Raw genomic sequence first — 25,306 nt, 5'->3', positions numbered from 1 at the left:
GCGACTCACTTGGCGCCGAGTCCGGCGTCCGCCACGGCGGTCCCGCCCTGGGCCTGGAGCACCTTGTTGAGCGGGGTCAGGTCGTAGATCCCGGCGAGGTTCGGCTTCTTCAGCAGGCCCGCGGTGACCGCGTGGTCGGCCTCGGCCTGCAGGGTGTTCGCCAGCGGGTCGTCCAGGAACTCGATGTCCTTCCAGGCCGGGTCGAGGATCGCGGCGTCCAGCGCGTTGCCGGCCGCCTCCTTGATCGCGGCGTTGGCGGAGGCCTTGGCCTGGTCCGGGTTGGCCTTGATCCAGGCGTTGGTCTTCACCGAGCCGCGCAGCACGGCCTCCACCACGTCCGGGTGCTCCTTGAGGAACTTCTGCGAAACGATGATGTTGGTGATGACGAACTTGCCGTCCGGCCAGACCTGCTTCTCGTTCAGCAGCTCCTTGGCACCGAGGCTGATCAGCTTGGAGGCGGTCGGCTCGGGCACCCAGGCGCCGTCGACGGAGCCGGACTTGTAGGCGTCCGGGGTCACCTTGTTGTCGGTGCGCACCACACTGACGTCGCCGGCGCCGGACGCGGCGTCGACCTTGTAGCCCTTGGTGGCCAGGTAGTTGAGGAGCGCCACGTCCTGGGTGTTGCCGAGCTGCGGGGTGGCGATCTTCTTGCCCTTGAGGTCGTCCAGGGTCTTGATCTTGTCGGGGTTGACCACCAGGCGGACGCCGCCGGAGGCCGAACCGCTGATGATCCGCAGCGACTTGCCCTCGGACTTGGTGTAGCCGTTGATCGAGGGGGAGGGGCCGATCCAGCCGATGTCGATCGAGCCGGCGTTCAGCGCCTCGATCTCGGTCGGGCCGGCGTTGAAGATCTGGGTCTTGATCTTCGTGGCGCCGAGCTCCTTCTGGATCAGGCCCTCCTTGAGGCCGACCAGCGCGGTGCCGTGGGTCAGATTGGCGAAGTAGCCGATCTTCACGGTGTCCGCGGAGAGCTTCGCGCCGGAGGCGGCCGGGGCCGGGGCCGCCGAGCTCTTGTCCTCGCTCTTGGCGCCGTAGCTGCAGGCGGAGAGCAGGCCCGCGGCGGTGAGCGCGGCGACGGCGACCGCGGCCGGCCGTCTGAACCGGCCGCTGCCGAACCGGGTGGAGGTATGCGTGGTGGCGGAGTCGTGTGCCATGGGAGTCGTCCCGTTCACGGTGGGCGCCGTGGGAAGCGCCGATGGAAGAAGCCGGTGTGGTGCTGACGGCATGTCGTATGCCGGGCAAGCCGGGCCGGTGCCTGCTGTAGGAAGGAACCGGCCCGGTGACAGGGGATCAGTGCCCCTGTCCGCCCCCACATCGCGTCAGGCCGCCCTGGCCGCTGCCGAGGACGCCGCTGCCGATGCGGCCGCCTTCCTTGTCCATGCCCGAGAACGCCTCGCTGGGCATCAGACCCAGTCCTCCTCGATCGGTTCGGTGGTGGCGCGTACGGTGTCGAAGGCCTCGCCCGCCATGCCGGCGGTGAGGGTGGTGCCGTCGGCCGGGTCGATCAGCAGGAACGAGCCCGTCCGGCGGTTGTCGGTGTAGCTGTCGAGCGCCAGCGGCTCGGCGGTGCGCAGCACCACGTGGCCGATGTCGTTGACCTCCAGGCCGTCGGCACCGGAGCGCTGCTCCAGAGTGTCGATGTCGATCCGGTAGGAGATCTCCTTGACCAGCGCGCGCACGGTGCGGGTGGTGTGCTTGAGCAGCACCTTCGCGCCGGGGCGCAGGGCCCGCTCGTTGAGGTGGCAGACGGTCGCCTCGATGTCCTTGGTGGGCACCGGGGCGGGGCCGGCCGCGATCAGGTCGCCGCGGGAGATGTCGATGTCCTCGGCGAGGCGGACGGTGACCGACTGGGGAGCCCAGGCGATGTCCGTCTCCGCGCCGAGCGCGTCGATCCCGACGACGGTGGTGGTGTGTCCGGAGGGCAGCACGGTCACCGGGTCGCCGACCCGCAGCACGCCGGAGGCGAGCTGGCCGGCGTAGCCGCGGTAGTCCGGGTGGGCCTCGGTCTGCGGCCGGATCACGTACTGGACGGGGAACCGGGCCGGCTCGGCGCTGGGGTCGCTGCCGACCGGGACGGTCTCCAGGTGCTCCAGCAGGGTCGGGCCGCCGTACCAGTCCATGTTCGCCGAGGGCTCGACGACGTTGTCGCCGGCCAGTGCGGAGATCGGCACCGCGACGACGTCCTTGACGCCGAGTGAGGCCGCGTAGGAGGTGAACTCCTCGGCGATGGCCGCGAAGACGGGCTCGGCGTACTCGACCAGGTCCATCTTGTTCACCGCGAGGACGACGTGCGGCACCCGCAGCAGGGCGGCGACCGCGGCGTGCCGGCGGGTCTGCTCGACGACGCCGTTGCGGGCGTCGACCAGGACGACGGCGAGCTCGGCGGTGGAGGCGCCGGTCACCATGTTCCGGGTGTACTGCACGTGGCCGGGGGTGTCGGCGAGGATGAACCGGCGCCGCGCGGTGGCGAAGTAGCGGTACGCGACGTCGATGGTGATGCCCTGCTCGCGCTCGGCGCGCAGGCCGTCGGTGAGCAGCGCGAGGTCGGGCGCCTCCTGGCCGCGGCTGCGGGACGCGTGCTCGACGGCCTCCAGCTGGTCGGCGAGGACAGACTTGGAGTCGTGGAGCAGCCGGCCGACCAGGGTCGACTTGCCGTCGTCCACGGAGCCGGCGGTGGCGAACCGCAGCAGCGCGGTGGCGGTGGTCTCCGGAGTGGTGGTCATCTTAGAAGTACCCCTCGCGCTTGCGGTCTTCCATCGCGGCCTCGGACATCTTGTCGTCGGCACGGGTGGCGCCGCGCTCGGTCAGGCGGCTGGCGGCGATCTCGGTGATCACGTCGGCGATCGTGACGGCGTCGGAGTCGACGGCGCCGGTGCAGGACATGTCGCCGACGGTGCGGTACCGGACGAGCCGGCTCTCGACCGGCTCGGTGTCCTTCGGGCCGCCCCACTCGCCGGCGGTCAGCCACATGCCGTCGCGCTTGAACACGTCGCGGTGGTGGGCGTAGTAGATCTCCGGGAGCTCGATGCCCTCGCGCTCGATGTACTGCCAGACGTCCAGCTCGGTCCAGTTGGAGAGCGGGAAGACCCGGACGTGCTCGCCGACCGCGTGCCGGCCGTTGTACAGCGACCACAGCTCGGGGCGCTGGCGGCGCGGGTCCCAGGCGCCGAACTCGTCGCGGAGCGAGAAGACGCGCTCCTTGGCGCGGGCCTTCTCCTCGTCGCGGCGGCCGCCGCCGAAGACGGCGTCGAACTTGTTGCTCTCGATGGCGTCCAGCAGTGGCACGGTCTGCAGCGGGTTGCGGGTGCCGTCGGGGCGCTCGCGCAGCCGGCCGTCGTCGATGAAGTCCTGGACGCTGGCGACGTGCAGGCGCAGGCCGTGCTCGGCGACGGTGCGGTCGCGGTACTCGATGACCTCGGGGAAGTTGTGCCCGGTGTCGACGTGCAGCAGCGAGAAGGGGACGGCGGCCGGCCAGAACGCCTTCAGCGCCAGGTGCAGCATGACGATGGAGTCCTTGCCGCCGGAGAAGAGGATCACCGGGCGCTCGAACTCCCCCGCCACCTCGCGGAAGATGTGCACCGACTCCGCCTCCAGGGCATCGAGGTGCGACAGCGCGTACGGGTTCTCCTGGGTGTCCAGGAGGCTGTGCGTGGCGGTCGTCATGCGAGGCCCCTCGTCGTCAGGAAGGCGTGCAGCTCTGCGGCGGATTCGGCGACCGCGCGGCCCTGGGTCTGCAGGCGCAGTTCGGGGTTCTGCGGCGCCTCGTACGGGTCGTCGACACCGGTGAGACCGGAGATCTCGCCGGCGGCCTGCTTGGCGTACAGGCCCTTGACGTCGCGCTCGGCGCAGAGCTCCACCGGGGTGGCGACGTGGATCTCCAGGAAGTCGGTGCCGTTGGCGGCGTGCCGCTCGCGGACGGCGGTGCGGGAGTCCGCGTAGGGGGCGATCACCGGGGCGAGCACCTTGACACCGTTCGAGGCCAGCTTCTCGGCGACGAAGCCGATCCGGGTCACGTTGGTGTGCCGGTCCTCCTTGGTGAAGCCGAGGCCCTTGGAGAGGAACTCGCGGATCTCGTCACCGTCCAGGACCTCCACCCGGTGGCCCTCGGCGCGCAGCCGCTCGGCCAGCGCGAAGGCCAGGGTGGTCTTGCCCGCGCTGGGCAGCCCGGTCAGCCACACGGTGGCGCCGCGCTCGCAGGGGGCGGCCGCGCGGGCCGCCTCTGCGGCTTCCCCGGCGTCCAGTGTGTCGGCTGTGGTCACGGTGATCTCTCCTGGGTCTCGTCGGTCTGGCGGATGGTCAGAGGTGGATGCCGCACTCGGTCTTGCCGGAGCCCGCCCAGCGGCCGGCCCGGCCCTCCTCGCCCTCGCCGGGCTTGGCGGTGCACGAGAGCGGCGAGCAGCCGATGGAGGTGTAGCCCTCCCACAGCAGCGGGTTGAGCAGCACGCCGTTGGCCTGCACGTAGGCGTCGACGTCGTCCTGCGTCCAGCGGGCGATCGGCGCGAGCTTCACCTTGCGGCGCTTGGCGTCCCAGGCCACCACCGGGGTGTTCGCCCGGGACGGCGACTCGTCGCGGCGCAGCCCGGTCGCCCAGGCGTCGTACGCGCCGAGGCCGCGGTTCAGCGGTTCGACCTTGCGCAGCGAGCAACACAGGTCCGGGTCGCGGTCGTGCAGGTTCGGCCCGTACTGGGCGTCCTGCTCGGCGACGGTGAGCTTCGGGGTGAGCGTGATGACGTTGACCGCCATGGTCGCGGCCACCGCGTCCCGGGTGCCGATGGTCTCGGCGAAGTGGTAGCCGGTGTCCAGGAAGACCACGTCGACGCCGGGCAGCACGGTGGAGGCGAGGTGGGCGACGACCGCGTCCTCCATCGAGGAGGTGACGCAGAACCGCTTGCCGAAGGTGTCGGCGGCCCACTGCAGGATCTCCTGCGCGGTCGCGTCCTCGAGGTCGCGGGCAGCCGCGGTGGCCAGTGCCTCGTAGTCGGTCGCCGTGCTCATTCGCCACCTCCTTAGTCGGTGTGCTCGGTGTCCGTCGTCGTACCGGTGGTGCCGTCGGGCCGGAGCAGGCCCAGGAACTTCAGCTGGAAGGCCCTCCGGCAGGAGGCGCACTCCCAGCAGCCGTGCCCGGCCTCCGAGGGCCGCAGGTCCTCGTCGCCGCAGTACGGGCAGTGGAACGGGGCGGCGCGCTCGCTCACGAGAGCTGGTCCTCGGTGGCCCGGGCCGTCCACTGGGCGAAGCGCTCGCCCTCGTGGCGGTCGGCCCGGTAGCGGGTCAGCACGCGCTCGACGTAGTCCGGCAGGCCGTCCTTGGTGACCTTGAGACCGCGGACCTTGCGGCCGAAGCCGGCCTCCAGGCCGAGCGCGCCGCCGAGGTGTACCTGGTAGCCCTCGACCTGCTCGCCGTCGTCGTCGGTGACCAGCTGGCCCTTGAGACCGATGTCCGCCACCTGGATGCGGGCGCAGGCGTTGGGGCAGCCGTTGATGTTGATGGTGAGCGGCTCGTCGAAGTCCGGCAGGCGCTGCTCGAGCTCGTCGATCAGGGTGCGGCCGCGCTCCTTGGTCTCGACGATGGCGAGCTTGCAGTACTCGATGCCGGTGCAGGCCATCGTGCCGCGGCGGAACGGGGACGGCTTGACCTGCAGGTCGAGCGCCTCCAGGCCGGCCACCAGGGAGTCGACGCGGTCCTCGGCGACGTCGAGGACGATCATCTTCTGCTCGGCGGTGGTGCGCAGGCGGTCCGAGCCGTGCTGCTCGGCGAGGTCGGCGATCTGGCCGAGGACCTTGCCGTTGACCCGGCCGACGCGCGGCGCGAAGCCGACGTAGTAGCGGCCGTCCTTCTGCCGGTGGACGCCGACGTGGTCCCGCCAGCGGGCGACCGGCTCGGCCGGCGCGGGGCCGTCGACGAGCTCGGTCTTGAGGTACTCGTCCTCCAGCACCCGGCGGAACTTCTCCACGCCCCAGTCGGCGACCAGGAACTTCAGCCGGGCGCGGTTGCGCAGCCGGCGGTAGCCGTAGTCGCGGAAGATGCCGATGACACCGCCGTACACGTCCGGGACCTGCTCCAGCGGCACCCAGGCGCCGAGCCGGACGCCCAGCTTGGGGTTGGTGGACAGGCCGCCGCCGACCCAGAGGTCGAAGCCGGGGCCGTGCTCGGGGTGGACGACGCCGACGAAGGCGATGTCGTTGATCTCGTGCGCCACGTCCAGCAGCGGCGAGCCGGAGATCGCGGACTTGAACTTGCGCGGCAGGTTGGAGAATTCCTTGTTGCCGATGAAGCGGCGCTGGATCTCGGCGATCGCGGGCGTGCCGTCGATGATCTCGTCCTCGGCGATGCCGGCGACCGGCGAGCCCAGGATGACGCGCGGGGTGTCGCCGCAGGCCTCGGTGGTGGACAGGCCGACGGCCTCCAGCTTCTGCCAGATCGACGGGACGTCCTCGATCCGGATCCAGTGGTACTGGACGTTCTGCCGGTCGGTCAGGTCGGCGGTGCCGCGGCCGTACAGCTCGGAGACCTCGGCGATCGCCCGCAGCTGGGCGACCGTCAGCTGGCCGCCGTCGATGCGGACCCGGAGCATGAAGTACTCGGCGTCCAGCTCGTGGGGGTCGAGGATGGCCGTCTTGCCGCCGTCGATGCCCTCCTTGCGCTGGGTGTACAGGCCCCACCAGCGCATCCGGCCGCGCAGGTCCGCCGGGTCGATCGAGTCGAAGCCGCGGTGAGCGTAGATCGTCTCAATGCGTGTCCGCACATTGAGACCGTCGTCGTCCTTCTTGAACTGCTCGTTGGCGTTCAGCGGCGTGAAGTGGCCCATGCCCCACTGACCCTCGCCGCGGTGGCGGGTCACCTTGCGGGCGGCGGCGGGGCGGCGCACGGGGGCGCCGGCGACCGTGGGCTCGACCGGTTCGGGAGTAGGGGCCATGGTGTCTCGTCCTTTGGCAGCTGGCTCTGATGAGGGATTCGGCATCCCCGGGCACGCAACTGCTCTGACCTGCGCAGTTGCTGCAGGCGTCAGGGTGCAGTGACGCTGGCCGGAGGGCGCCCGCGCATCCGCATCGGCGGGGATTCGCGAGGTGCCGGCGCCGGTGCCGTGGGTGGCGGCGGGGTAGGGCTCAGGTCACCGGACAGATGGCGCTGGACACGCGGAGGAGATCGACGTGCAGTCGACCTACTAGGGTGGCTCCGGCGCTTGGCATGGCAAGAGATTCGCACGGCGAACGACCCTCGGTCCACTAACGTCCGTATTTTGGACGCGGATGTTTCGCATTCTGGGACGCCTGGTGGATTCCCCGTCGTCACAGCGGTGCGGACCATACCGGAGGGCCGCTTCCCGTGCACCTGACGGCCCGTCCGCGGGCCGCCCCGGACCCCCCTTCGCGCGCGTGCGCGGGGGAGTAGGCGCTGCCCAGTACGGTAGGGGCGTGCAAGCAGCAGGCAGTACTCCGCGGGAGACCCCCGGCCAGGCCCACGACCGGCCCTCGCGCCGCAGGGGCGGACGCCGCCGCGCCCGCCGCAACGGCTGGCGCCAGACCCTGTGGGCCCTGCTCAAGGACACCACCGACACCTGCGTCGAGTACCGCGTCACCGGCCTCGCCGCCGAGGCCGCCTTCTTCACCCTGCTGTCCATCCCGCCGCTGCTGCTCTGCCTCGCCGGCACCCTCGGCTACCTCGACGACATCCTCGGCGCCGGCACCATCGACAAGCTGAAGAACGACGTCGTCTCGGCATCCGAAACGGTCCTCTCACCGGATTCGGTCGACCAGATCGTCCAACCCCTGTTGACCAGCGTCTTCGACAAAGCCCGGCCGGACCTCATCTCGATCGGTTTCCTGCTCTCGCTGTGGTCGGGCTCCCGGGCGCTCTACATCTTCATCGACACCATCACCGTCATGTACGGCCTCGACGGCAAGCGGGGCATCGTCAAGACCCGCCTGATGTCGCTCGGCCTCTACCTCGGCGCGCTCCTCATCGGCTCGCTCGTCCTGCCGCTGCTCGTCGCCGGCCCCGGCCTGGTGATCGGCGCCCTGCCCAACTCCGCCGGCCTGGTCAACGCGCTCTACTGGCCCGCCGCGATCCTGCTCCTGGTGATCTTCCTCACCACGCTCTACCACGTCGCCGTCCCCGCCAACACGCCCTGGCGCGAGGACATCCCCGGCGCCCTGGTCGCCCTGCTCGTCCTCGTGGTGTGCAGCGTGCTGCTCCGCGTCTACCTGGTCAGCTCGGTCGAGGGTCCCTCCGTCTACGGCTCGCTCGCCGCCCCGGTCGCCGTGCTGCTGTGGATCTTCGTGGTCGCGCTCGCCGTCCTCATCGGTGCCGCCATGAACGCCGCCATCGACCGCCGCTGGCCCAGCGTCGAGACCGCCGACGCCCGTGCCCAGAACGAGCGCGCCAGCGAGGCCGCCGCCGCCACCGTCGTCCGCGAGGCCGCCGCCCGCCGCGCCCTCCAGCGCGCCCAGCTCGTTCGCGAGCTCGGTCTCGCCGACGGCGGCGAGGACGAGGACGAGGACGACGACGAGGGCCACGCCCCCGCCGAGTACCCCGAGCGCTGGGCCGAGGTGCTGCCCCCGGACAGCCTGCTGCGCCGCATCCTCGGCGGCGGCGGCGCCAGCCGCCGCCAGGCCCCGCCGCCCCCCGACACCGACCGCCCGACCGCCCCGCCGCGGTCCTCCCCGCACCACCACCCGCACCCCCAGCAGCCCCTCCGGCAGCCCGAACCGCTCTACCCCCCGCCACCGCCCCCGATGCCCCCCGTTCCCCCGGTGCAGTCCCCCCGCACCCCCTGGGACGGCAGGTAGCACCGCCCCGGGCGACGCGTGCCAGGTCCGCCCCGGGCTCGGGGAACCGTGGGCTCCGGTAGCGGCCGCGCCGCGGGCGGAGCGGTGTCACATCTCCTGCCCCGCCCCTGCTGCTCCGGGAGCCGGTCGGGGTGCGTCCGTCCCCGGATGGTCGGGGACATGTCGACAAAGCGTGGGAAATGTGGAGAGCGTGCGTCCATCCGGAGGGCATGGGCTTGGCGCGCGAATCGCCGGGCAGCTGCGCGAGCAGGATGCGGAACCGGTCCGTCCGTCCTGGAACCGAGGGAGTTGGCCCATGCCGCTGATCAACTACGTCGTGCTGGGTGCGCTGGTTGCGGAGCTGGATGCGCTCGCCGATGTGGGCTCGCCGGACGCGGTCGTCCGGCGGCGCCGGGAGGACGCCCTCTACACCGTGTGCGTGTACACGGGCGTCCGCGACCCGCTGCGGGCCCTCGCCAGGGCCCGCCGGCTGCTCGCCCGGCACCGTGCGTCGGCGGTCGCCGCCCCGGCGGCACGGGCCGAGCCCGCCGTGCTGGTGGCCGGGCCCGTGGTCGCCGCGTAGCGGCACCGGGCCGCGGTGAGACCCGGCCCCCGTCCAGGAGCCCGCGCCGGAGGCGCCCTGGACGGGGGCCGACCAGTTCTCCGGCCGCATCCGACCGCTTCGGCCCGCCGCTCCTTCCGCTTGCCATGTGAGCGCAAACAATTACACTCCCTTCCGCACTCGTGAGACAGTTGCAGCGCGGATCTGGCTCTGCACCGACAAGGGGGCTGTGAGTGGGAAGTGAGACTGCCGGGGCGGAGCCCCGACAGCCCGTGATGGCCGACGTCGCCAAGCTCGCCGGAGTGTCGCACCAGACCGTGTCCCGCGTCCTGAACGGCGCCCCGCACGTACGGCCCGGCACCCGCGACAAGGTGCTCGCCGCCATCAGGGAACTGGACTACCGCCCCAACTCGGCGGCCCGGGCCCTGGTCACCCGCCGGTCCCAGACCCTCGGTGTGGTGAGCTTCGCCAGCACGCTCTACGGCCCGGCGTCCATGCTCGACGGCCTCGAACAGGCCGCCCGGAGCGCCGGCTACTTCGTCAGTGTGGCCAGCCTCCGCTCGCTGGACGCCCGTTCCGTCCAGGAGGCGGTGGACCGCCTGCGGGACCAGGGCGTCGAGGGCGTCGCCGTGATCGCCCCGCAGATCTCCGCGGTCGGCGCGGTCGCCCGACTCTCCAGCTCCGTGCCCGTCGTCGCGGTCGGCTCCGGCAGCCGCTCCCGCGTCCCGATGGTCGCGGTCGACAACCTCACCGGTGCCGCCGCCGCCACCCGCCACCTCCTCGACCTCGGCCACGGTACCGTCCACCATGTCGCCGGCCCGGCCGGCTGGCTGGAGACCCAGGACCGCCTGGACGGCTGGCGCCGGACCCTGGAGGAGGCCGGCGCCCCGGTGCCCCTGGTCTACAGCGGTGACTGGAGTGCCCGGTCCGGCTACGAGGCGGGCCGGCAGATCGCGGCGGACCCTGAGGTCACCGCCGTCTTCTGCGCCAACGACCACATGGCCCTCGGCCTGCTCCGGGCGCTCCACGAGGCCGGCCGCCCGGTGCCGGGCGAGATCAGCGTCATCGGCTTCGACGACATCCCGGAGTCCGCCTACTTCACCCCGCCGCTCACCACCGTCCGCCAGGACTTCGGGGAACTGGGCCGCCGCGCCCTCGAGTTGCTCGTCGATGAACTCGCCGGGGTGGCACACGCCCGCAGCCACGTCCTGGTCGCCCCGGAGATGGTGCTGCGCCGCTCCACGGGCCCGGCCCGCCGGACGGTCTGACCTCCGCCGACGCGAGCCCTCGGGCGGCCGCGGATCAGCGGCAGTAGCTCTTGGTGCCCGAGCTCCAGGTGACGCGGAAACGGTAGATCTTCTGCCCGTCGACCGTGGCGCCGACCTGGCCGGTGTTCACGCCGGCGCCGTACCCGCCGACGATGTCGTTGTAGCTGTCCACCGGGGTGCGGTAGCTGTAGCAGCCGCTCGCGACGGGCGCGGACGCGGAGTTCCAGCCGTTGTTGCCGGCCCAGTTGCCGCCCATGAACTCCCAGCCGTACCAGCGGCCGCGCTCGATCTTGATGTAGTTGTAGCAGCCGACCGTGCCGCTGCAGTCCCGGCTCAGGTTGCCCCAGCCGGTGAGCGTGTTCCCCGCCCGGTCGGGCGCGTACACCGACTTCGTGTAGGCCGCGGCCGAGGCGGGCGCGGGGCAGGTCAGCGCCAGTGCGCCGGTGAGGGCCACGGCCGCGACGGCGCCCCGGCCGGCCCGCCGGGCGGCGCGGCGCAGGGCGGGGAACACGGCGGTGGCGGAGCGCGCAGGGGTGGGTCCGGTCATCGGGGCCTCCGGGGCTGGTCGGTGCGTTGATCACGCGGGGGCCCATCCCAGCCGTCGGCCCGCCCGCCGTTCAACGGCGCTCGGGAGCGGCGAGGCGCCCGGCGGTGAGCCGTGCGCGCTCTCCGGCCGTTCGGCCCGCGCGCCCGGTGTGCGAACCAGCCGGGGGCCGTTCGCTCCTTCGACCGCGACCGTCCGGTCGGCGTGTGCGCCGCCGGGAAGAACCGCAAGGCGCGCCGGTCGGACCGTGGGTGCACCGGTGTGAGCGGGGACCGCGCGTTCGACCGGCTGGCCGTTCCCCCGGATGCCGCGTGAGCCTGGGATGGGGAGGGGTGGCGGGTCGGCCGCCCCGGCACCCTTGACAGGCAAAATGTGAACGTTAACAATCACAGCATCCGGAGTCGCCCGGCGCCCGCCGCCGGCCGGCGCGACCACCCGCCCCGCCGGCCGGCGGCCACCCCGCTTCGGCCCGCCCGGCCCGGCGGCCGCCGTTCCGCTCCCGGTGAGGGTGAGGCAGCGGAACACCGGCCGGCCGCCGGCCCGCGACGGGGCGGATCAGCCGGCGGCCGGCCCGGACCTCCCCACCCCCCGTACGAAGGACGAGACAGTGACCGAGACGCCCCCCACCCGGGCCGACCAGCCCGGTGCCGATCAGCCCGGTGCGGAGCAGCCCGGCACCGAGGACGCGTACGTCGTCGGCGTCGACTTCGGCACCCTCTCCGGCCGCGCCGTCGTCGTCCGCGTCCGGGACGGCGAGGAGATCGCCACCGCGGTCCACACCTATCCGCACGCCGTCATCGAGGACCGCCTCCCCGGCACCGGCCGCCCGCTGCCCCCCGACTGGGCGCTCCAGCACCCCGAGGACTGGCGCGAGGTGCTGCGCACCGCCGTCCCCGCCGCGCTCGCCGCCTCCGGCGTCGACCCGTCCCGCGTCATCGGCATCGCCACCGACTTCACCGCCTGCACCGTGCTGCCCGTCCGCACCGACGGCACCCCGCTCGCCGAGACCCCCGAGTGGGCCGACCGACCGCACGCCTGGCCCAAGCTGTGGAAGCACCACGCCGCCCAGCCGCAGGCCGACCGCATCAACGCCCTCGCGCACCGGCGCGGCGAGAAGTGGATCCACCGCTACGGCGGGAAGATCTCCGCCGAGTGGCAGTACGCCAAGGCCCTGCAGGTGCTGGAGGAGGACCCGCAGGTCTACGCCGCCTGCGAGCGCTGGATCGAGGCCGCCGACTGGATCGTCTGGCAGCTCACCGGCACCGAGACCCGCAACACCTGCACCGCCGGCTACAAGGGCATCCACCAGGACGGCGGCTACCCGGACGAGGACTACCTCGGCGCCCTCCACCCCGGCTTCGCCGACTTCGCCCGCACCCGCCTGGAGCACCCGCTCCTCCCGCTCGGCAGCAGGGCCGGCTCGCTCACCGCGCAGGCCGCCGCCTGGACCGGCCTGCCCGAAGGCACCGCGGTCGCCGCCGGCAACGTCGACGCCCACGTCGCCGCCCCCGCCGCCCGCGCCGTCGAGAACGGCCGGCTGCTCGCCATCATGGGCACCTCGACCTGCCACGTCGTCAACGGCGCCGCCCTCGCCGACGTCCCCGGCATCTGCGGCGTCGTCGACGGCGGCATCGTCGCCGGCTCCTACGGCTACGAGGCCGGCCAGAGCGCCGTCGGCGACATCTTCGCCTGGTGGCTGCGCCAGGGCGTGCCCGCCGACTACCTCGCCGAGGCCGAGCGCACCGGCGAGGACCTCCACCAGCTCCTCACCCGCCGGATCGCCGACCAGCCCGTCGGCGGCCACGGCCTGGTCGCCCTCGACTGGATGGGCGGCAACCGCTCGACCCTCGTCGACCACCACCTGTCCGGAGTGATCGTCGGCATCACCCTGGCCACCCGGCCGGAGGAGATCTACCGCGCCCTCCTGGAGGCCACCGCCTACGGCACCCGCACCATCGTCGAGGCCCTGGAGGACGGCGGCGTCCCCGTCACCGAGTTCGTCGTCGCCGGCGGCCTCAAGAAGAACGCCCTGCTCATGCAGATCTACGCCGACGTGCTGCGCCGTCCCGTCTCGCTCGCCGCCTCCGAGCAGGGCCCCGCCCTCGGCTCCGCCATCCACGCCGCCGTCGCCGCCGGCGCCCACCCGGACGTGCGCACCGCCGCCGCCGCGATGGGCCGCGTCCACCGCCACGCCCACCTGCCCGACCCGGCGCGCGCCGACGCCTACGACGCGCTCTACGCCGAATACCGGGCCCTGCACGACCACTTCGGCACCGGCCCCGACAAGCAGCTGCACCGCCTGCGCGCCATCCGCAACGCCGCGCTTACCACCGCCCTGACCGCCGACCGCACCAGCGAGGACCGATGAGCTCCCCGATCGACCTGATCCGCCGCCAGGTCAGCGACCTCCACCAGGAACTGGTCCGCTACAACCTCGTCGTCTGGACCGCGGGGAACGTCTCCGCCCGCATCCCCGGCGAGGACCTGATGGTCATCAAGCCCAGCGGCGTCGCCTACGACGAGCTGACCCCCGACACCATGATCCTCTGCGACCTCGACGGCACCGTCGTCGCCGGCGACCACAATCCGTCCTCCGACACCGCCGCCCACGCCTACGTCTACCGCCACATGCCCGAGGTCGGCGGAGTGGTCCACACCCACTCCACCTACGCCAGCGCCTGGGCCGCCCGCGGCGAGGCCGTTCCCTGCGTCCTGACCGCCATGGCCGACGAGTTCGGCGCCGAGATCCCCGTCGGCCCGTTCGCCCTCATCGGCGACGACTCCATCGGCCGCGGCATCGTCGACACCCTGCGCGGCCACCGCTCGCCCGCCGTCCTGATGAAGAGCCACGGCGTCTTCACCATCGGCAAGGACGCCAAGGCCGCCGTCAAGGCCGCCGTCATGTGCGAGGACGTCGCCCGCACCGTCCACATCTCCCGCCAGCTCGGCGAACCCCTGCCCATCGCCCAGGCCGACATCGACCACCTCAACCACCGCTACCAGCACGTCTACGGCCAGCAGCCCGCGGCCCGGTGAAGGAGAACCACCCCATGACGCACACCGCCGACACCCGCGAGATCTGGTTCCTCACCGGCAGCCAGGGCCTCTACGGCGAGGACACCCTGCGCCAGGTCGCCGAACAGTCCCGCGAGGTCGCGGCCACGCTCGACGCCGACCACGGAATCCCCGTCCGCATCGTCTGGAAGCCCGTCCTCACCGACGCCGCCGCCATCCGCCGCACCTGCCTCGACGCCAACGCCGACGACGGGTGCATCGGCCTGATCACCTGGATGCACACCTTCTCGCCGGCCAAGATGTGGATCGCCGGCCTCGACGCCCTGCGCAAGCCGCTGCTCCACCTGCACACCCAGGCCAACCGGCAGCTGCCGTGGTCCACCATCGACATGGACTTCATGAACCTGAACCAGGCCGCCCACGGCGACCGCGAGTTCGGGTACATCCAGACCCGCCTGGGCACCGCCCGCAAGACCGTCGCCGGCCACGCCACCGACTCCGCCACCGCCCGCCGCATCGCCTCCTGGGCCCGCGCCGCCGCCGGCCGCGCCGAACTGGCCACCCTGAAGCTGGCCCGCTTCGGCGACAACATGCGCGACGTCGCCGTCACCGAGGGCGACAAGGTCGAGGCCCAGCTCCGCCTCGGCGTCTCCGTCAACACCTACGGCGTCAACGACCTCGTCGCCGCCGTCGACGATGCCGACGACACCGAGGTCACCGCCCTCACCAAGGAGTACGACGAGCTCTACCGGCTCGCCCCGGAACTCCGGCCCGGCGGCGACCGCCACGACTCGCTGCGCTACGCCGCCCGCATCGAACTCGGCCTGCGCACCTTCCTCACCGACGGCGGCTTCGGCGCCTTCACCACCAACTTCGAGGACCTCGGCGGCCTGCGCCAGCTGCCCGGCCTCGCCGTCCAGCGCCTGATGGCCGACGGCTGGGGCTTCGGCGGCGAGGGGGACTGGAAGACCGCCGTCCTGCTGCGCACCCTCAAGACCGCGGCCGAGGGCCTGCCCGGCGGCACCTCCTTCATGGAGGACTACACCTACCACCTGGAACCGGGACAGGAACTGATCCTCGGCGCCCACATGCTGGAGGTCTGCCCGTCGATCGCCGCCGGCACGCCCTCCTGCGAGGTCCACCCGCTCTCCATCGGCGGCCGCGAGGACCCGGTGCGCCTCGTCTTCGACGCCGCACCCGGCCCCGCCGTCGTCGTCGGCATGGCCGACCTGGGCGACCGCTTCCGCCTGGTCGCCAACGAGGTCGACGTCGTCGCACCCACCGAGCCGCTGCCCCACCTGCCCGTCGCCCGCGCCGTCTGGAAGCCCCGCCCCGACCTGCGCACGTCCACCGAGGCCTGGCTCACCGCCGGCGGCCCCCACCACACCGTCCTCACCCGGGCGCTGGGCACCGAGGAGCTCGACGACCTCGCCGAGATGCTCGCCGTCGAACTCGTCCTCATCGACGGGGACACCACCATGCGCCGCTTCACCCGCGAACTGCGCTGGAACCAGGCCTACCACCGCCTCGCCCAGACCCTCTGAGCCCCGCCCACCGGCCGCGCTCACCGGTCGGGCCCGACGGGCCGCACCCCAGCGCTCAGCAGGGTGCGGCCCGTCCGCGTGCCGTCACGGCCCCGGCGCCGGACGGCGCAGCAGATACAGCCCGGCGAAGACCGTCAGCAGCGCCATGCAGACGATGAACACCACCCCCGCGTCCTCCAGGCCGACCGGCTCGGACAGCACACCGACACCGATCACGGGGATCGAGATCCCCGTGTAGGCCACCACGAACAGCGAGGAGATCGAACCGGCGCGGTGCTCCGCGGGCGCCGCCGCCGCAACCGCCCCGACCCCGCCGCGCAGCGACAGCCCCTGGCCCGTGCCGCCGACCAGCGCGCTCAGCACCAGCAGCGCCAGCACCTCGGCCAGCAGCGCACCGCCGAGCAGCACCAGTCCGGCGAGCAGCACCGCACAGCCCAGCGGCAGCGCCCGCCGCGCCCCCAGCGGACCGGCCGCCAACTGGCCGCCCGTCGACGCCAGGAACGTCGCGAAGACGATCAGCCCGATCAGCGCCTTGTTGTGCACGTCCAGGGTCTGCGCCAGGAAGGCCGGCGAGACAGCGGTGAACACTCCGAGCAACGCGAACCCGGCGAAGCACGCGACGCCTGCCGGCACGAACACCCCGCGCACCTCGGGCGGCAGGCTCGGCGCCTTCACCCGCGCCGCGGCCGGGCCGCGCGCCCCGGGCACCGACTCCGGGAGCGCCACCAGCACCCACGCCGCGACCGCCACCATCGCCAGGTGCACCACGAACGGCAGCACCAGCGGCTCGGGCGCGTACTGCGCCAGCACCCCCGAGAGCAGCGGGCCGAGCCCCAGCCCGCCCATGTTCGCCGCCGTCGCCGCGAACGCCGCCCGGCCCCCCTTGCCCGCCGGCGCCAGCTCCAGCACGTACGCGGTCGCCGTCCCGGTGAACAGGCCCGCGGAGAAGCCCGACATCAGCCGGCCCAGGCAGAGCAGCGGCACCCCGCCCTCCACCAGGAAGCAGACCGCGCTCAGGGCGGCGAAGCCCAGGCCCGCCAGCAGCACCGGCTTGCGGCCGACGGTGTCCGAGACGTTGCCGACCGCCAGCAGCACCCCGATCACGGCGAAGGCGTACACCGCGAACACCACCGTGACGACCAACTCCGAGAAGCCCAGCTCCTCCTGGTACAGCGAGTAGAGCGGGGTGGGCAGGGTGGTGCCGGCCATGCAGACCGCGAAGACGCCGGAGGCGGCCAGGTACGCCGTGGAACGGGTGGGGCGGTCGGTCTGACGATCGCTCATGCCCCAACGGTACGGGCCGGGCGGTACGGTGCCGCGGGGGCGCGCGTCAGGCGGGCTCCAGCCGCCACCACTGCGCGGGGGTGTCGGCGTCCTCCTGCTGGCGCACCGAGCCGTCCGCGCAGCCCTCCACGATCTTGCCGCTGATCACCGCCACCACGGTGAACGTGCCCGGCGCTTCCACGTGCTGCTCGAACAGCCACTCCTGGGCGCCGAAGCCGTTCGGCGACCACTGCTGGATCGGCACCCCGTCCTCCGTCCGGGCACCCATGACGTCGAGACGCTTGCCGCTCGCCGCGTTCACCAGGTGGTACAGCCCCGCCCCCGGGTGCACCGCCGACACCTGCCACACCTGCGCCTCGCTGCCGTCGTCCGCCGCGTGCCGGGCCTTCGCACCACTGCCGCCGCGCCCGCCGGCGATCTCCAGCAGCAGCCCGCTGCCGACGTTGCGCAGCCGGTAGCGGCCCTCCGCCACCGGCCCGTGCGCGGCTGCCCCGCCCGACCGTGCTCCACCCATGGACGACTCCGTCGCGTTCTGTGTCCGACCTCGTACGGCCACGCTACGCCCGGGCGCCGACGGGAACGGCTCCGCCCGGTGTGCGCACACACACCGGGCGGAGCCGTCGCGGGCCGGGGTCAGGAGCCGGCCTTGCGCTTGTTGTAGACGTCGAAGCCGACCGCGGCCAGCAGCACCAGACCCTTGATCACCTGCTGGTAGTCGGTGCCGACACCGACCAGCGACATGCCGTTGTTCAGCACGCCCAGCACCAGACCGCCGATGATCGCGCCGAGCACCGTGCCGACACCGCCGGAGGCCGAGGCGCCGCCGATGAACGCCGCCGCGATCGCCTCCAGCTCGAAGTTGATGCCTGCCTGCGGGGTGCCCGCGTTCAGCCGGGCCGCGAAGACCAGGCCGGCCAGCGCCGCCAGCACGCCCATGTTCACGAACGCGAGGAACACCACCCGCTTGCTCTTCACCCCGGACAGCTTCGCCGCGGGCTCGTTGCCGCCGATCGCGTAGGTGTGCCGGCCGATGATCGAGTTGCGCATCAGGTACCCGAAGCCGACCAGCAGCGCACCGAGGATCAGCAGCACGATCGGGGCGCCGTGGTAGCTGGCGAGCAGCAGGGTGAAGACCGCCACCGCCGCCGTGATCGCGGCCAGCTTGGCGAGGAAGAATCCCAGCGGCAGCAGCTCCAGCCCGTACGAGGCGGCCTGCCGGCGGCCCCGGACCTCCTGCAGCACGGCGATCGCGAGCACGCCGACGCCCAGCAGCAGCGTCAGGTTGTGGTAGTTGGTGTGCGGGCCGACCTCGGGCAGGAAGCCGCTGGAGATCTTCTGGAAGCCCTTGGGGAACGGCGCGATCGACTGGCCCTGGAGCAGGATCTGGGTGCCGCCGCGGAAGAGCAGCATGCCGGCCAGCGTCACGATGAACGAGGGGATGCCGATGTAGGCGATCCAGAAGCCCTGCCAGGCGCCGGCCGCCGCGCCGATCAGCAGCGCGAACACCAGCGCCAGCGGCCACGGCAGGTCGTGCCGCACCATCATCACGGCCGCCGCCGCACCGACGAACGCGGCCAGCGACCCCACCGACAGGTCGATGTGCCCCGCGATGATGACGATCATCATGCCGATCGCCAGGATCAGGATGTAGCCGTTCTGCTGGATCAGGTTGGTGATGTTGAGCGGCTTCAGCAGAGTGCCGTCGGTCCAGATCTGGAACAGCACGACGATCAGCGCGAGCGCGACCAGCATGCCGTACTGGCGGACGTTGCCGCGCAGCGCCCCGACCAGCACGGCGCCGGTCGAGCGGGGCGCCGAGGGGGCCGCCGGGCCCGGCGGGGTCTTTACGGTGGTCTCGGTCTGGGCCATGCCTTACACCTGCTCGGGTCGGGATGCCGCGGTCTGCGGGGCTGCGGTCTGCGGGGCGGCGCTCACGGTCATGAGGCGCATCAGGGACTCCTGGTCGGCGTCGGCACGGGCCACCTCACCGGTGACCCGGCCCTCGGCCATCGTGTAGATCCGGTCGCACAGGCCCAGGAGTTCGGGGAGTTCGGAGGAGATCACCAGCACGGCCTTGCCCTGCGCGGCGAGGTCGGCGATCACCTGGTAGATCTCGGCCTTGGCGCCGATGTCGATGCCGCGGGTCGGCTCGTCGAGGATCAGCACCTGCGGCCCGGCGAAGATCCACTTGCTGAGGACGACCTTCTGCTGGTTGCCGCCGCTGAGCTTGCCGGTCTCGGCGAACACCGACGGCGCCTTGATGTTCATCGACGCCCGGTACGACTCGGCGACCTTCGTCTCCTCGTGCCGGTTCACCCAGCCCCGCCGAGCCACCTTGCCGAGCGCGCTCAGCGAGATGTTCCGGCTGATGTCGTCGATGAGGTTGAGGCCGAGCTGCTTGCGGTCCTCGGTGACGTACGCGATGCCGTGCCCGATCGCCTGCGGCACCGTCCGGGTGGACACCTCGCGGCCGTGCACCAGCACCCGCCCGCCGGTGTGCCGCCCGTACGAGCGGCCGAAGACGCTCATCGCGAGCTCCGTCCGGCCGGCGCCCATCAGCCCGGCGATCCCGACGATCTCACCGCTGCGCACGCTCAGCGAGGCGCCGTCCACGACGTTGCGGTGGTGGTCGATCGGGTGCTGGACGGTCCAGTCCTCGACGGCGAAGGCGACCTCGCCGATCTCGGGGGTGCGCTCGGGGTAGCGGTGCTCCAGGTCGCGGCCGACCATGCCGCGGATGATGCGGTCCTCGGCGATGCCGTCGGCGCCCACCGGGATGGTCTCGATGGTGCGGCCGTCGCGCAGCACCGTGACCGAGTCCGCGACCCGGGCGATCTCGTTGAGCTTGTGCGAGATGATGATGCAGGAGATGCCCTGGGCCTTGAGCTCCAGCATCAGGTCGAGCAGCTTGCGGCTGTCCTCGTCGTTCAGCGCCGCGGTCGGCTCGTCCAGGATCAGCAGCTTCACCTCCTTCGCCAGCGCCTTGGCGATCTCCACGAGCTGCTGCTTGCCCACGCCGATGTCGGCGATCCGGGTGTGCGGGTTCTCGTGCAGTCCGACCCGCTTGAGCAGGGCGGCGGCGTGGGTGAGCGTCCGGTTCCAGCTGATGATGCCGCGCCTGGCGTGCTCGTTGCCGAGGAAGATGTTCTCGGCGATCGACAGGTACGGCACCAGGGCGAGTTCCTGGTGGATGATCACGATGCCGCGCTGCTCGCTGGCCCGGATGTCCCTGAACCGGCAGGGCTCGCCCTCGAAGAGGATCTCGCCCTCGTAGCTGCCGTGCGGGTACACGCCGCTCAGCACCTTCATCAGGGTGGACTTGCCGGCGCCGTTCTCGCCGCAGATCGCGTGGATCTCCCCGGCGGCGACGCTGAGGTTGACGTCGGAGAGGGCTTTGACACCGGGGAAGGTCTTGGTGATCGAACGCATCTCGAGGACAGGTCCGGCCATGGGGTGCTTCCGTATCTCTGGGGGCGGCGGGGCGGGTGGGGCGTTCCCGCTCCCGCCGCCGGGTCGGAGGCCCGTGCGGGCCCGTACTACTTGAGCTGGTCGGCCGTGTACTGGCCGCCGTCGACCAGGACCTTGGCGTAGTTCTCCTTGTCGACGCTGACCGGCTGCAGCAGGTAGGCGGGGACGACCTTGGCGCCGTTGTCGTACTGGGTGGTGTCGTTGGTCTCCGGCTTGCCGCCGGTGAGCACCGCGTCGCCCATCTGGACGGCGACCTTGGCGAGTTCGCGGGTGTCCTTGTACACGGTCTGGGTCTGCTCGCCCGCGATGATCGACTTCACCGAGGCCAGCTCGGCGTCCTGGCCGGTGACGATCGGCAGCGCCTTGCCGGAGCTGCCGTAGCCGACGCCCTTGAGCGAGGAGAGGATGCCGATGGAGATGCCGTCGTAGGGCGAGAGCACCGCGTCCACGTGGGCGCCGGTGTACGACTTGCTCAGCAGGTTGTCCATCCGGGACTGGGCGACACCGCCGTCCCAGCGCAGCGTGGCGACCTGGTTGAAGGCGGTCTGGCCGCTCTGCACCACGAGCTTCTTGCTGTCGATGTACGGCTTGAGGACGCTCATCGCGCCGTTGAAGAAGAACTGGGCGTTGTTGTCGTCCGGCGAGCCGGCGAACAGCTCGACGTTGAACGGGCCCTTGCCGTCCTTGAGGCCGAGCTTGTCGGCGATGTACGTGCCCTGCAGGACGCCGACCTTGAAGTTGTCGAAGGTGGCGTAGTAGTCGACGTTCTTGGTGCCGCGGATCAGCCGGTCGTAGGAGATCACCGGGATGTGGGCGTCGGCCGCCTTCTGCAGCACGTCGGTCAGCGAGGAGCCGTCGATCGCGGCGACGACCAGGAGCTTGGCGCCCTTGGTGATCATGTTCTCGATCTGCGACACCTGGTTCTCGACGACGTTGTCGCCGTACTGCAGGTCGGTCTTGTAGCCCTTGCCCTGGAACTCCTTGACCATGTTGTTGCCGTCGTTGATCCAGCGCTCGGAGGACTTGGTCGGCATGGCGATACCGACCAGTCCGCCCTTGGCGCCGTCCTTGGACGCGCCGTCGCCGAGGCCGTTGGCGCTCTGGCCGCAGGCCGCCAGCGACAGCGCGAGACCGGCCGCGGCGAGGGCCGTAGAGAGCTTCCGCACAGTTCCTCCAGGGGTGTGCCGCGACCGGGGCGGGCGGGGAGCGCCGGATCGGTCGATCGGGGGGTTCGGCAGGGGTGGGGCTGCCCGCCAGGGGCCGGACGGCATCCGGTTTCCGGTGCCCTGGCCTGGCGTTACTTGAGTGTTAACGCTCACAAGAAGCCCGTCAAGGGGCTCGATGTCACCATCGGGTCACGCGCGGGCATAGAAATGGAAGCCCCGTGCGGGCGGGTTGACGGGCAGACTGTTAGCGTTAACAATCGGCCTGCCGAAGAGCCTGCCGACACACGGTGAGCCTGCCGACACGCACAGTGCCGCCCCCGCCGTCGGGCGGGAGCGGCACCTGGGTGCTGCGGTGGTCAGCCGGTGAAGCCGGCCGTGATGGAGGTGAACTGCCAGTTGTTCTGGTTGATGCCGGAGCAGTTCTCGGCCACGCCGCCGCCCGCGCACGGCCGGTCGCGGTTGACCGACCAGAAGGCGAGGCGGGCGATGTGGTTGGCGTTGGCCCAGTCGCGGATGCTCGTCCAGTTCGCCGGGGTGGTGGTCTCCTGCTGGTCGGAGAGGCCGTTCATGCCGGAGATGCCCACGTGGGCGTAGGCGGTGGCGTCGTCCCAGCCGAAGGTGGTCTTCAGCTTGTTCTTCAGGCCGTTGGCCGCGCTCACGGTGCTGCCGTACATGTCGGCGCCGCCGCCGAAGTCGAACGGCATGATGGTGAAGACGTCGATGTCCGCGCCCAGCGCCTTGGACTGCTCGATGAGCCGGTTGCCGTAGGAGGTCGGGCCGGTGGTCGAGGTGCCGAAGGTGAGGATGGTCCGCAGGCCGGGGTTGTTCTGCTTGACGATCTTCAGGGCGCCGAGGATGCGGTCCTGGACGACGGTGTTCTCGAACTCGTCGGTGTTCTCGATGTCGACGTCGATCGCCTTCAGCCCGTACGCGCTGATCACCTGCTGGTAGGCGGCGGCCAGAGCTTCGGGGGTGGCGCAGTTCGGGCCGAGCTTGTTGCCCTGCCAGCCGCCGATCGACGGGACGATGTCGCCGCCGGCCGCACGGATCGCGTTGATGGTCTGCTGGTCGACGCCGCCGGTGAGCGGGCGCTGGCCGTCCCATGAGGGGGTGCAGCCGCCGGAGGAGAGGATGAACGCCATGGTGAACCACTTGATGCCGGTCGCGCTCATCACGGTGGTCGCGGACGGCGGCTCGCCCCAGCCCATGTACAGGTACGGTGCGGCCTGCTTGAAGCCGGTGCCGCCACCGCCGCCGGCGTTGGTCGTCACCGCGAGGCTGTTGGAGGCGGCCGAGGTGTTGCCCGCGGCGTCCCTGGCCTTGACGGTGAAGGTGTAGGCCGTGCTCGCGGCCAGGCCGGTCACGGTGGCCGAGGTGCCGGTGGTGCTGGCGACCACGGCGGAGCCGCTGTAGACGTCGTAGCCGGTCACGCCGACGTTGTCGGTGGCGGCGTTCCATGACAGCGAGACGGTGGAGGAGGTCTTGCCGGTCGAGGCGAGGCCGCTCGGCGCGGTCGGCGCCTGGGTGTCGCCGCCGCCCCCGCCGCCCGGGCCGTCCAGGCTGATGTCGTCGGCGTAGTAGGTGCCCTGGCCGTACCAGCCGTGGGTGAAGATCTGCGCGCTGGTCTGGCTCGCGCCGGTGGTGAAGGTCACCGACAGCTGCTGGTACGAGGCGGCGGACGGCGTCCAGGTGGAGGCGCCGCCGGTGACGCCCAGGTACACGTAGTTGCCGCGGACCCAACCGGACAGCGTGTAGGTGGTGTTGGGCTGCACCGCGACGGTCTGCGTGCACTGCGCGGTGTCGCTCGCGCTCGCCGCGCCGGAGAGCGCCTTGCTGCCGGAGTGGACGGGGCTGCCGACCGCCGAGCCGAGCCCGCCGGTGCAGGACCAGCCGCTGAGCGTGCCGCTCTCGAAGCCGGGGTTGGTGAGCAGGTTGGCCGCCTGGGCCGTTGCGGGCAGGGCGACGGCCGCGGCCGAGCCGAGTGCGACGGCGCCGAGCGCCGCCACGAGGCGGTTGCGGGAACGCACAGGACCTCCAGTGGGGGATGGGGGTTGCGGCCGCAGGGGTGCGGGGGAGCCGTGCAGGCCGCGTGCACCGCCAAGATGGACTAGACCAATATCAGGTGTCAAGGGTCCGTCAACGCCCATCGGCGGAAACGCACTTGGCCGGACGACGGCGCCGCAGGTGGGCGGCCCGCACCGGACGGAAAAACCGCTGGCGCCGCGGCCGCGCCGGTGGCTACCGTGGTCGCGTTCGGGAGGCCCGCCGCGGGCCCTCCCCTGTGGAGCCCCGTGCACGCCTGGAGGTGAGGACCGTGATGACTGTCGTTGCGCTGGACGCTGCCCGCGTCCGTACGTCGATCACTCCCACCCCCGTGGCCACCGGCTGACCCACACCACGAATCCGCCGCGCCGCAGCGCGCGCACTGCCGGGGGCCACCCTTGCCGAAGGGCCCACCCCACCGTGACCAGCACCACCTCCGCCGCCCACCCGCTCTCCGCCTACGGCTGGGACGAGGACCGGGCCGTCGAGTTCACCCACCTCGCCGAGGCCGGGCTCACCCCCGCCCGGATCTCCCGCGTCGACCGCGGCCAGTGCGACCTGCTGCTCGCCGACCCGGAGACCGGTGAACTGCGCACCGTCCGCGCCGACACCCGGCCGGTCGGCGACCCCGACCCGATCAAGTGCCCCTGCACCGGGGACTGGGCCGCCGTCGACCTCGCCGCGCGGCCCATGCCGACCGTCGCCGCCCTGCTCGACCGGGGCACGGCGATCGTCCGCAAGACCGCCGGCGGCCGCTCCGACGGCCAGGTCCTCGCCGCCAACATCGACACCGTGATGATCGCGGTCTCGCTCGCGGCCGACCCTGACCTCGGCCGGATCGAGCGCTTCCTCGCCCTCGCCTGGGAGAGCGGCGCCGAACCGCTGGTCGTCCTCACCAAGGCCGACCTGGTCGACGACGCCGACTTCATCCGCGAGGACGTCGAGAAGATCGCCCCTGGTGCCACCGTGCTCACCGTCAGCGCCGAGACCGGCGAGGGCATCGACGTGCTGCGCGCCTGCCTGCACGGCGCGACCGCCCTGGTCGGCCAGTCCGGCGCCGGCAAGTCCACGCTCACCAACGCGCTCGCGGGCCGCAGGGTGATGGCAGTCCAGGAGACCCGCTCGGTCGACGAGAAGGGCCGCCACACCACCACCACCCGGGAGTTGATCCCGCTGCCGGACGGCGGCGTGGTCATCGACACCCCCGGGCTGCGCGAGGTCGGCCTGTACGGCGGCGAGGGCGTCGACCTCGCCTTCGCCGACATCGCCGAACTCGCCGAGCAGTGCCGCTTCGACGACTGCAGCCACCGCTCCGAGCCGGGCTGCGCGGTGGCCGCCGCCCTGGCGGACGGCACCCTGCCGCACCGCCGGATGGAGAGCTACCTCAAGCTGCAGCGCGAGAACGCGTGGATCGCCTCGCGCAGCGACGCCCGGCTCGCCGCCGAGCGGATCAGGAGGTGGAAGACCGTCACCAAGTCGATGCGCGGCTCGTCCAGCCCCGGCCGGCACGACCCGCGCCGGACCCGCTGACTCGGCCCTGTCCGGCCGATCAACGCCGCGGTCCGATCCGACAAGATCGACCGGATAGGCTCGCGGATCCGGTCCATCGGCTTCGGCTTCTGCCGGAAGCGCGGCTCCATCGGCCAG

General features: G+C 72.1%; 22 protein-coding genes. 7 read left to right on the top strand and 15 right to left on the bottom strand.

Features of this window, described 5'->3' with window-relative positions; genetic code table 11:
- Window positions 1-5: 5 nt before the first annotated feature.
- The 8 genes from AB0P35_RS05745 to AB0P35_RS05710 all read right to left on the bottom strand — a co-directional run bounded on the left by AB0P35_RS05745 (window position 6) and on the right by AB0P35_RS05710 (window position 7,187).
- Complete coding sequence (locus AB0P35_RS05745; protein WP_363506972.1) at window positions 6-1,154, bottom strand: aliphatic sulfonate ABC transporter substrate-binding protein; 1,149 nt, start codon at window positions 1,152-1,154, stop codon at window positions 6-8.
- Window positions 1,155-1,403: 249 nt separating this feature from the next.
- Complete coding sequence (locus tag AB0P35_RS05740) at window positions 1,404-2,723, bottom strand: GTP-binding protein (RefSeq protein ID WP_363506969.1); 1,320 nt, start codon at window positions 2,721-2,723, stop codon at window positions 1,404-1,406.
- A 1-nt stretch (window position 2,724) separates the two neighbouring features.
- Window positions 2,725-3,663: a sulfate adenylyltransferase subunit CysD gene (gene cysD / locus AB0P35_RS05735; protein WP_363506966.1), complete on the bottom strand. Its 939-nt coding sequence runs from the start codon at window positions 3,661-3,663 to the stop codon at window positions 2,725-2,727.
- Window positions 3,660-4,241 carry an adenylyl-sulfate kinase gene (cysC, locus tag AB0P35_RS05730; protein ID WP_095877281.1) on the bottom strand — a complete coding sequence of 194 codons (582 nt, stop codon included), beginning with the start codon at window positions 4,239-4,241 and terminating at the stop codon, window positions 3,660-3,662. Before cysC ends, cysD begins: the two co-directional genes overlap by 4 nt.
- A gap of 55 nt (window positions 4,242-4,296) precedes the next feature.
- Complete coding sequence (locus AB0P35_RS05725; RefSeq protein ID WP_363506963.1) at window positions 4,297-4,995, bottom strand: phosphoadenylyl-sulfate reductase; 699 nt, start codon at window positions 4,993-4,995, stop codon at window positions 4,297-4,299.
- An 11-nt stretch (window positions 4,996-5,006) separates the two neighbouring features.
- On the bottom strand, window positions 5,007-5,192 hold the full coding sequence (locus AB0P35_RS05720) for a hypothetical protein (RefSeq protein WP_363506960.1): 186 nt from the start codon (window positions 5,190-5,192) through the stop codon (window positions 5,007-5,009).
- On the bottom strand, window positions 5,189-6,913 hold the full coding sequence (locus AB0P35_RS05715; RefSeq protein ID WP_095876781.1) for a nitrite/sulfite reductase: 1,725 nt from the start codon (window positions 6,911-6,913) through the stop codon (window positions 5,189-5,191). The genes AB0P35_RS05720 and AB0P35_RS05715 overlap by 4 nt, the downstream gene beginning before the upstream one ends.
- A 190-nt stretch (window positions 6,914-7,103) precedes the next feature.
- Window positions 7,104-7,187, bottom strand: a complete 84-nt coding sequence (locus AB0P35_RS05710) for a putative leader peptide (RefSeq protein ID WP_317634116.1) — start codon at window positions 7,185-7,187, stop codon at window positions 7,104-7,106.
- Window positions 7,188-7,412: 225 nt separating this feature from the next.
- On the opposite strand from AB0P35_RS05710, the gene AB0P35_RS05705 reads away from it, so the two are divergent.
- The 3 genes from AB0P35_RS05705 to AB0P35_RS05695 all read left to right on the top strand — a co-directional run bounded on the left by AB0P35_RS05705 (window position 7,413) and on the right by AB0P35_RS05695 (window position 10,595).
- The gene (locus tag AB0P35_RS05705) at window positions 7,413-8,786 is read left to right on the top strand and encodes a YihY/virulence factor BrkB family protein (RefSeq protein WP_363506957.1); all 1,374 of its coding nucleotides are present in this window, start codon (window positions 7,413-7,415) and stop codon (window positions 8,784-8,786) included.
- Between the two features lie 295 nt (window positions 8,787-9,081).
- Window positions 9,082-9,348 carry a DUF5133 domain-containing protein gene (locus tag AB0P35_RS05700; RefSeq protein WP_095876779.1) on the top strand — a complete coding sequence of 89 codons (267 nt, stop codon included), beginning with the start codon at window positions 9,082-9,084 and terminating at the stop codon, window positions 9,346-9,348.
- Between the two features lie 212 nt (window positions 9,349-9,560).
- Window positions 9,561-10,595, top strand: a complete 1,035-nt coding sequence (locus tag AB0P35_RS05695) for a LacI family DNA-binding transcriptional regulator (protein WP_363506953.1) — start codon at window positions 9,561-9,563, stop codon at window positions 10,593-10,595.
- A gap of 34 nt (window positions 10,596-10,629) precedes the next feature.
- Here the strand turns inward: AB0P35_RS05695 and AB0P35_RS05690 are convergent, their stop codons facing one another.
- Entirely contained in the window at window positions 10,630-11,142 is a 513-nt protein-coding gene (locus tag AB0P35_RS05690) for a hypothetical protein (RefSeq protein WP_363506950.1), read from the bottom strand.
- A gap of 604 nt (window positions 11,143-11,746) precedes the next feature.
- On the opposite strand from AB0P35_RS05690, the gene AB0P35_RS05685 reads away from it, so the two are divergent.
- Genes AB0P35_RS05685 through araA form a run of 3 tightly spaced genes read left to right on the top strand, consistent with a single transcriptional unit; the run spans window position 11,747 to window position 15,698 of the window.
- A complete protein-coding gene (locus AB0P35_RS05685; RefSeq protein WP_363506947.1) occupies window positions 11,747-13,507 on the top strand; it encodes a ribulokinase in 1,761 nt (586 codons plus the stop codon).
- Entirely contained in the window at window positions 13,504-14,175 is a 672-nt protein-coding gene (locus tag AB0P35_RS05680) for an L-ribulose-5-phosphate 4-epimerase (RefSeq protein WP_095876775.1), read from the top strand. Before AB0P35_RS05685 ends, AB0P35_RS05680 begins: the two co-directional genes overlap by 4 nt.
- Before the next feature lie 14 nt (window positions 14,176-14,189).
- Window positions 14,190-15,698 carry an L-arabinose isomerase gene (araA, locus tag AB0P35_RS05675; RefSeq protein WP_363506942.1) on the top strand — a complete coding sequence of 503 codons (1,509 nt, stop codon included), beginning with the start codon at window positions 14,190-14,192 and terminating at the stop codon, window positions 15,696-15,698.
- 84 nt (window positions 15,699-15,782) lie between these two features.
- On the opposite strand, the gene AB0P35_RS05670 is transcribed toward araA, so the two are convergent.
- The 6 genes from AB0P35_RS05670 to AB0P35_RS05645 all read right to left on the bottom strand — a co-directional run bounded on the left by AB0P35_RS05670 (window position 15,783) and on the right by AB0P35_RS05645 (window position 23,643).
- Window positions 15,783-16,982 carry an MFS transporter gene (locus AB0P35_RS05670; protein ID WP_363506939.1) on the bottom strand — a complete coding sequence of 400 codons (1,200 nt, stop codon included), beginning with the start codon at window positions 16,980-16,982 and terminating at the stop codon, window positions 15,783-15,785.
- Window positions 16,983-17,028: 46 nt separating this feature from the next.
- Complete coding sequence (locus AB0P35_RS05665; protein WP_363506936.1) at window positions 17,029-17,496, bottom strand: RICIN domain-containing protein; 468 nt, start codon at window positions 17,494-17,496, stop codon at window positions 17,029-17,031.
- A gap of 119 nt (window positions 17,497-17,615) precedes the next feature.
- The gene (gene mmsB / locus AB0P35_RS05660) at window positions 17,616-18,851 is read right to left on the bottom strand and encodes a multiple monosaccharide ABC transporter permease (protein WP_095876772.1); all 1,236 of its coding nucleotides are present in this window, start codon (window positions 18,849-18,851) and stop codon (window positions 17,616-17,618) included.
- 3 nt (window positions 18,852-18,854) lie between these two features.
- On the bottom strand, window positions 18,855-20,432 hold the full coding sequence (gene mmsA / locus AB0P35_RS05655; RefSeq protein WP_363506932.1) for a multiple monosaccharide ABC transporter ATP-binding protein: 1,578 nt from the start codon (window positions 20,430-20,432) through the stop codon (window positions 18,855-18,857).
- Window positions 20,433-20,518: 86 nt separating this feature from the next.
- A complete protein-coding gene (chvE, locus tag AB0P35_RS05650; protein WP_257019453.1) occupies window positions 20,519-21,616 on the bottom strand; it encodes a multiple monosaccharide ABC transporter substrate-binding protein in 1,098 nt (365 codons plus the stop codon).
- 356 nt (window positions 21,617-21,972) lie between these two features.
- Window positions 21,973-23,643: a carbohydrate binding domain-containing protein gene (locus tag AB0P35_RS05645; protein ID WP_363506929.1), complete on the bottom strand. Its 1,671-nt coding sequence runs from the start codon at window positions 23,641-23,643 to the stop codon at window positions 21,973-21,975.
- Between the two features lie 436 nt (window positions 23,644-24,079).
- Here AB0P35_RS05645 and rsgA point away from each other — a divergent pair, with 436 nt between their 5' ends.
- Window positions 24,080-25,189, top strand: a complete 1,110-nt coding sequence (gene rsgA, locus AB0P35_RS05640; protein ID WP_363506926.1) for a ribosome small subunit-dependent GTPase A — start codon at window positions 24,080-24,082, stop codon at window positions 25,187-25,189.
- Window positions 25,190-25,306 lie beyond the last annotated feature (117 nt).

This window comes from Kitasatospora sp. NPDC085879 (assembly GCF_040686255.1).
Taxonomy (GTDB): Bacteria; Actinomycetota; Actinomycetes; order Streptomycetales; family Streptomycetaceae; genus Kitasatospora.
This window is presented reverse-complemented; position numbering and strand designations above follow the sequence as displayed.

Coding starts and splice junctions, on each gene's coding strand:
- AB0P35_RS05670 (WP_363506939.1), bottom strand. CDS start 16,982: ATGAGCGATCGTCAGACCGACCGCCCCACCCGTTCCACGGCGTACCTG.
- AB0P35_RS05715 (WP_095876781.1), bottom strand. CDS start 6,913: ATGGCCCCTACTCCCGAACCGGTCGAGCCCACGGTCGCCGGCGCCCCC.
- AB0P35_RS05680 (WP_095876775.1), top strand. CDS start 13,504: ATGAGCTCCCCGATCGACCTGATCCGCCGCCAGGTCAGCGACCTCCAC.
- mmsA (WP_363506932.1), bottom strand. CDS start 20,432: ATGGCCGGACCTGTCCTCGAGATGCGTTCGATCACCAAGACCTTCCCC.
- AB0P35_RS05690 (WP_363506950.1), bottom strand. CDS start 11,142: ATGACCGGACCCACCCCTGCGCGCTCCGCCACCGCCGTGTTCCCCGCC.
- AB0P35_RS05745 (WP_363506972.1), bottom strand. CDS start 1,154: ATGGCACACGACTCCGCCACCACGCATACCTCCACCCGGTTCGGCAGC.
- mmsB (WP_095876772.1), bottom strand. CDS start 18,851: ATGGCCCAGACCGAGACCACCGTAAAGACCCCGCCGGGCCCGGCGGCC.
- AB0P35_RS05710 (WP_317634116.1), bottom strand. CDS start 7,187: ATGCCAAGCGCCGGAGCCACCCTAGTAGGTCGACTGCACGTCGATCTC.
- araA (WP_363506942.1), top strand. CDS start 14,190: ATGACGCACACCGCCGACACCCGCGAGATCTGGTTCCTCACCGGCAGC.
- AB0P35_RS05700 (WP_095876779.1), top strand. CDS start 9,082: ATGCCGCTGATCAACTACGTCGTGCTGGGTGCGCTGGTTGCGGAGCTG.
- cysD (WP_363506966.1), bottom strand. CDS start 3,663: ATGACGACCGCCACGCACAGCCTCCTGGACACCCAGGAGAACCCGTAC.
- AB0P35_RS05740 (WP_363506969.1), bottom strand. CDS start 2,723: ATGACCACCACTCCGGAGACCACCGCCACCGCGCTGCTGCGGTTCGCC.
- AB0P35_RS05665 (WP_363506936.1), bottom strand. CDS start 17,496: ATGGGTGGAGCACGGTCGGGCGGGGCAGCCGCGCACGGGCCGGTGGCG.
- AB0P35_RS05725 (WP_363506963.1), bottom strand. CDS start 4,995: ATGAGCACGGCGACCGACTACGAGGCACTGGCCACCGCGGCTGCCCGC.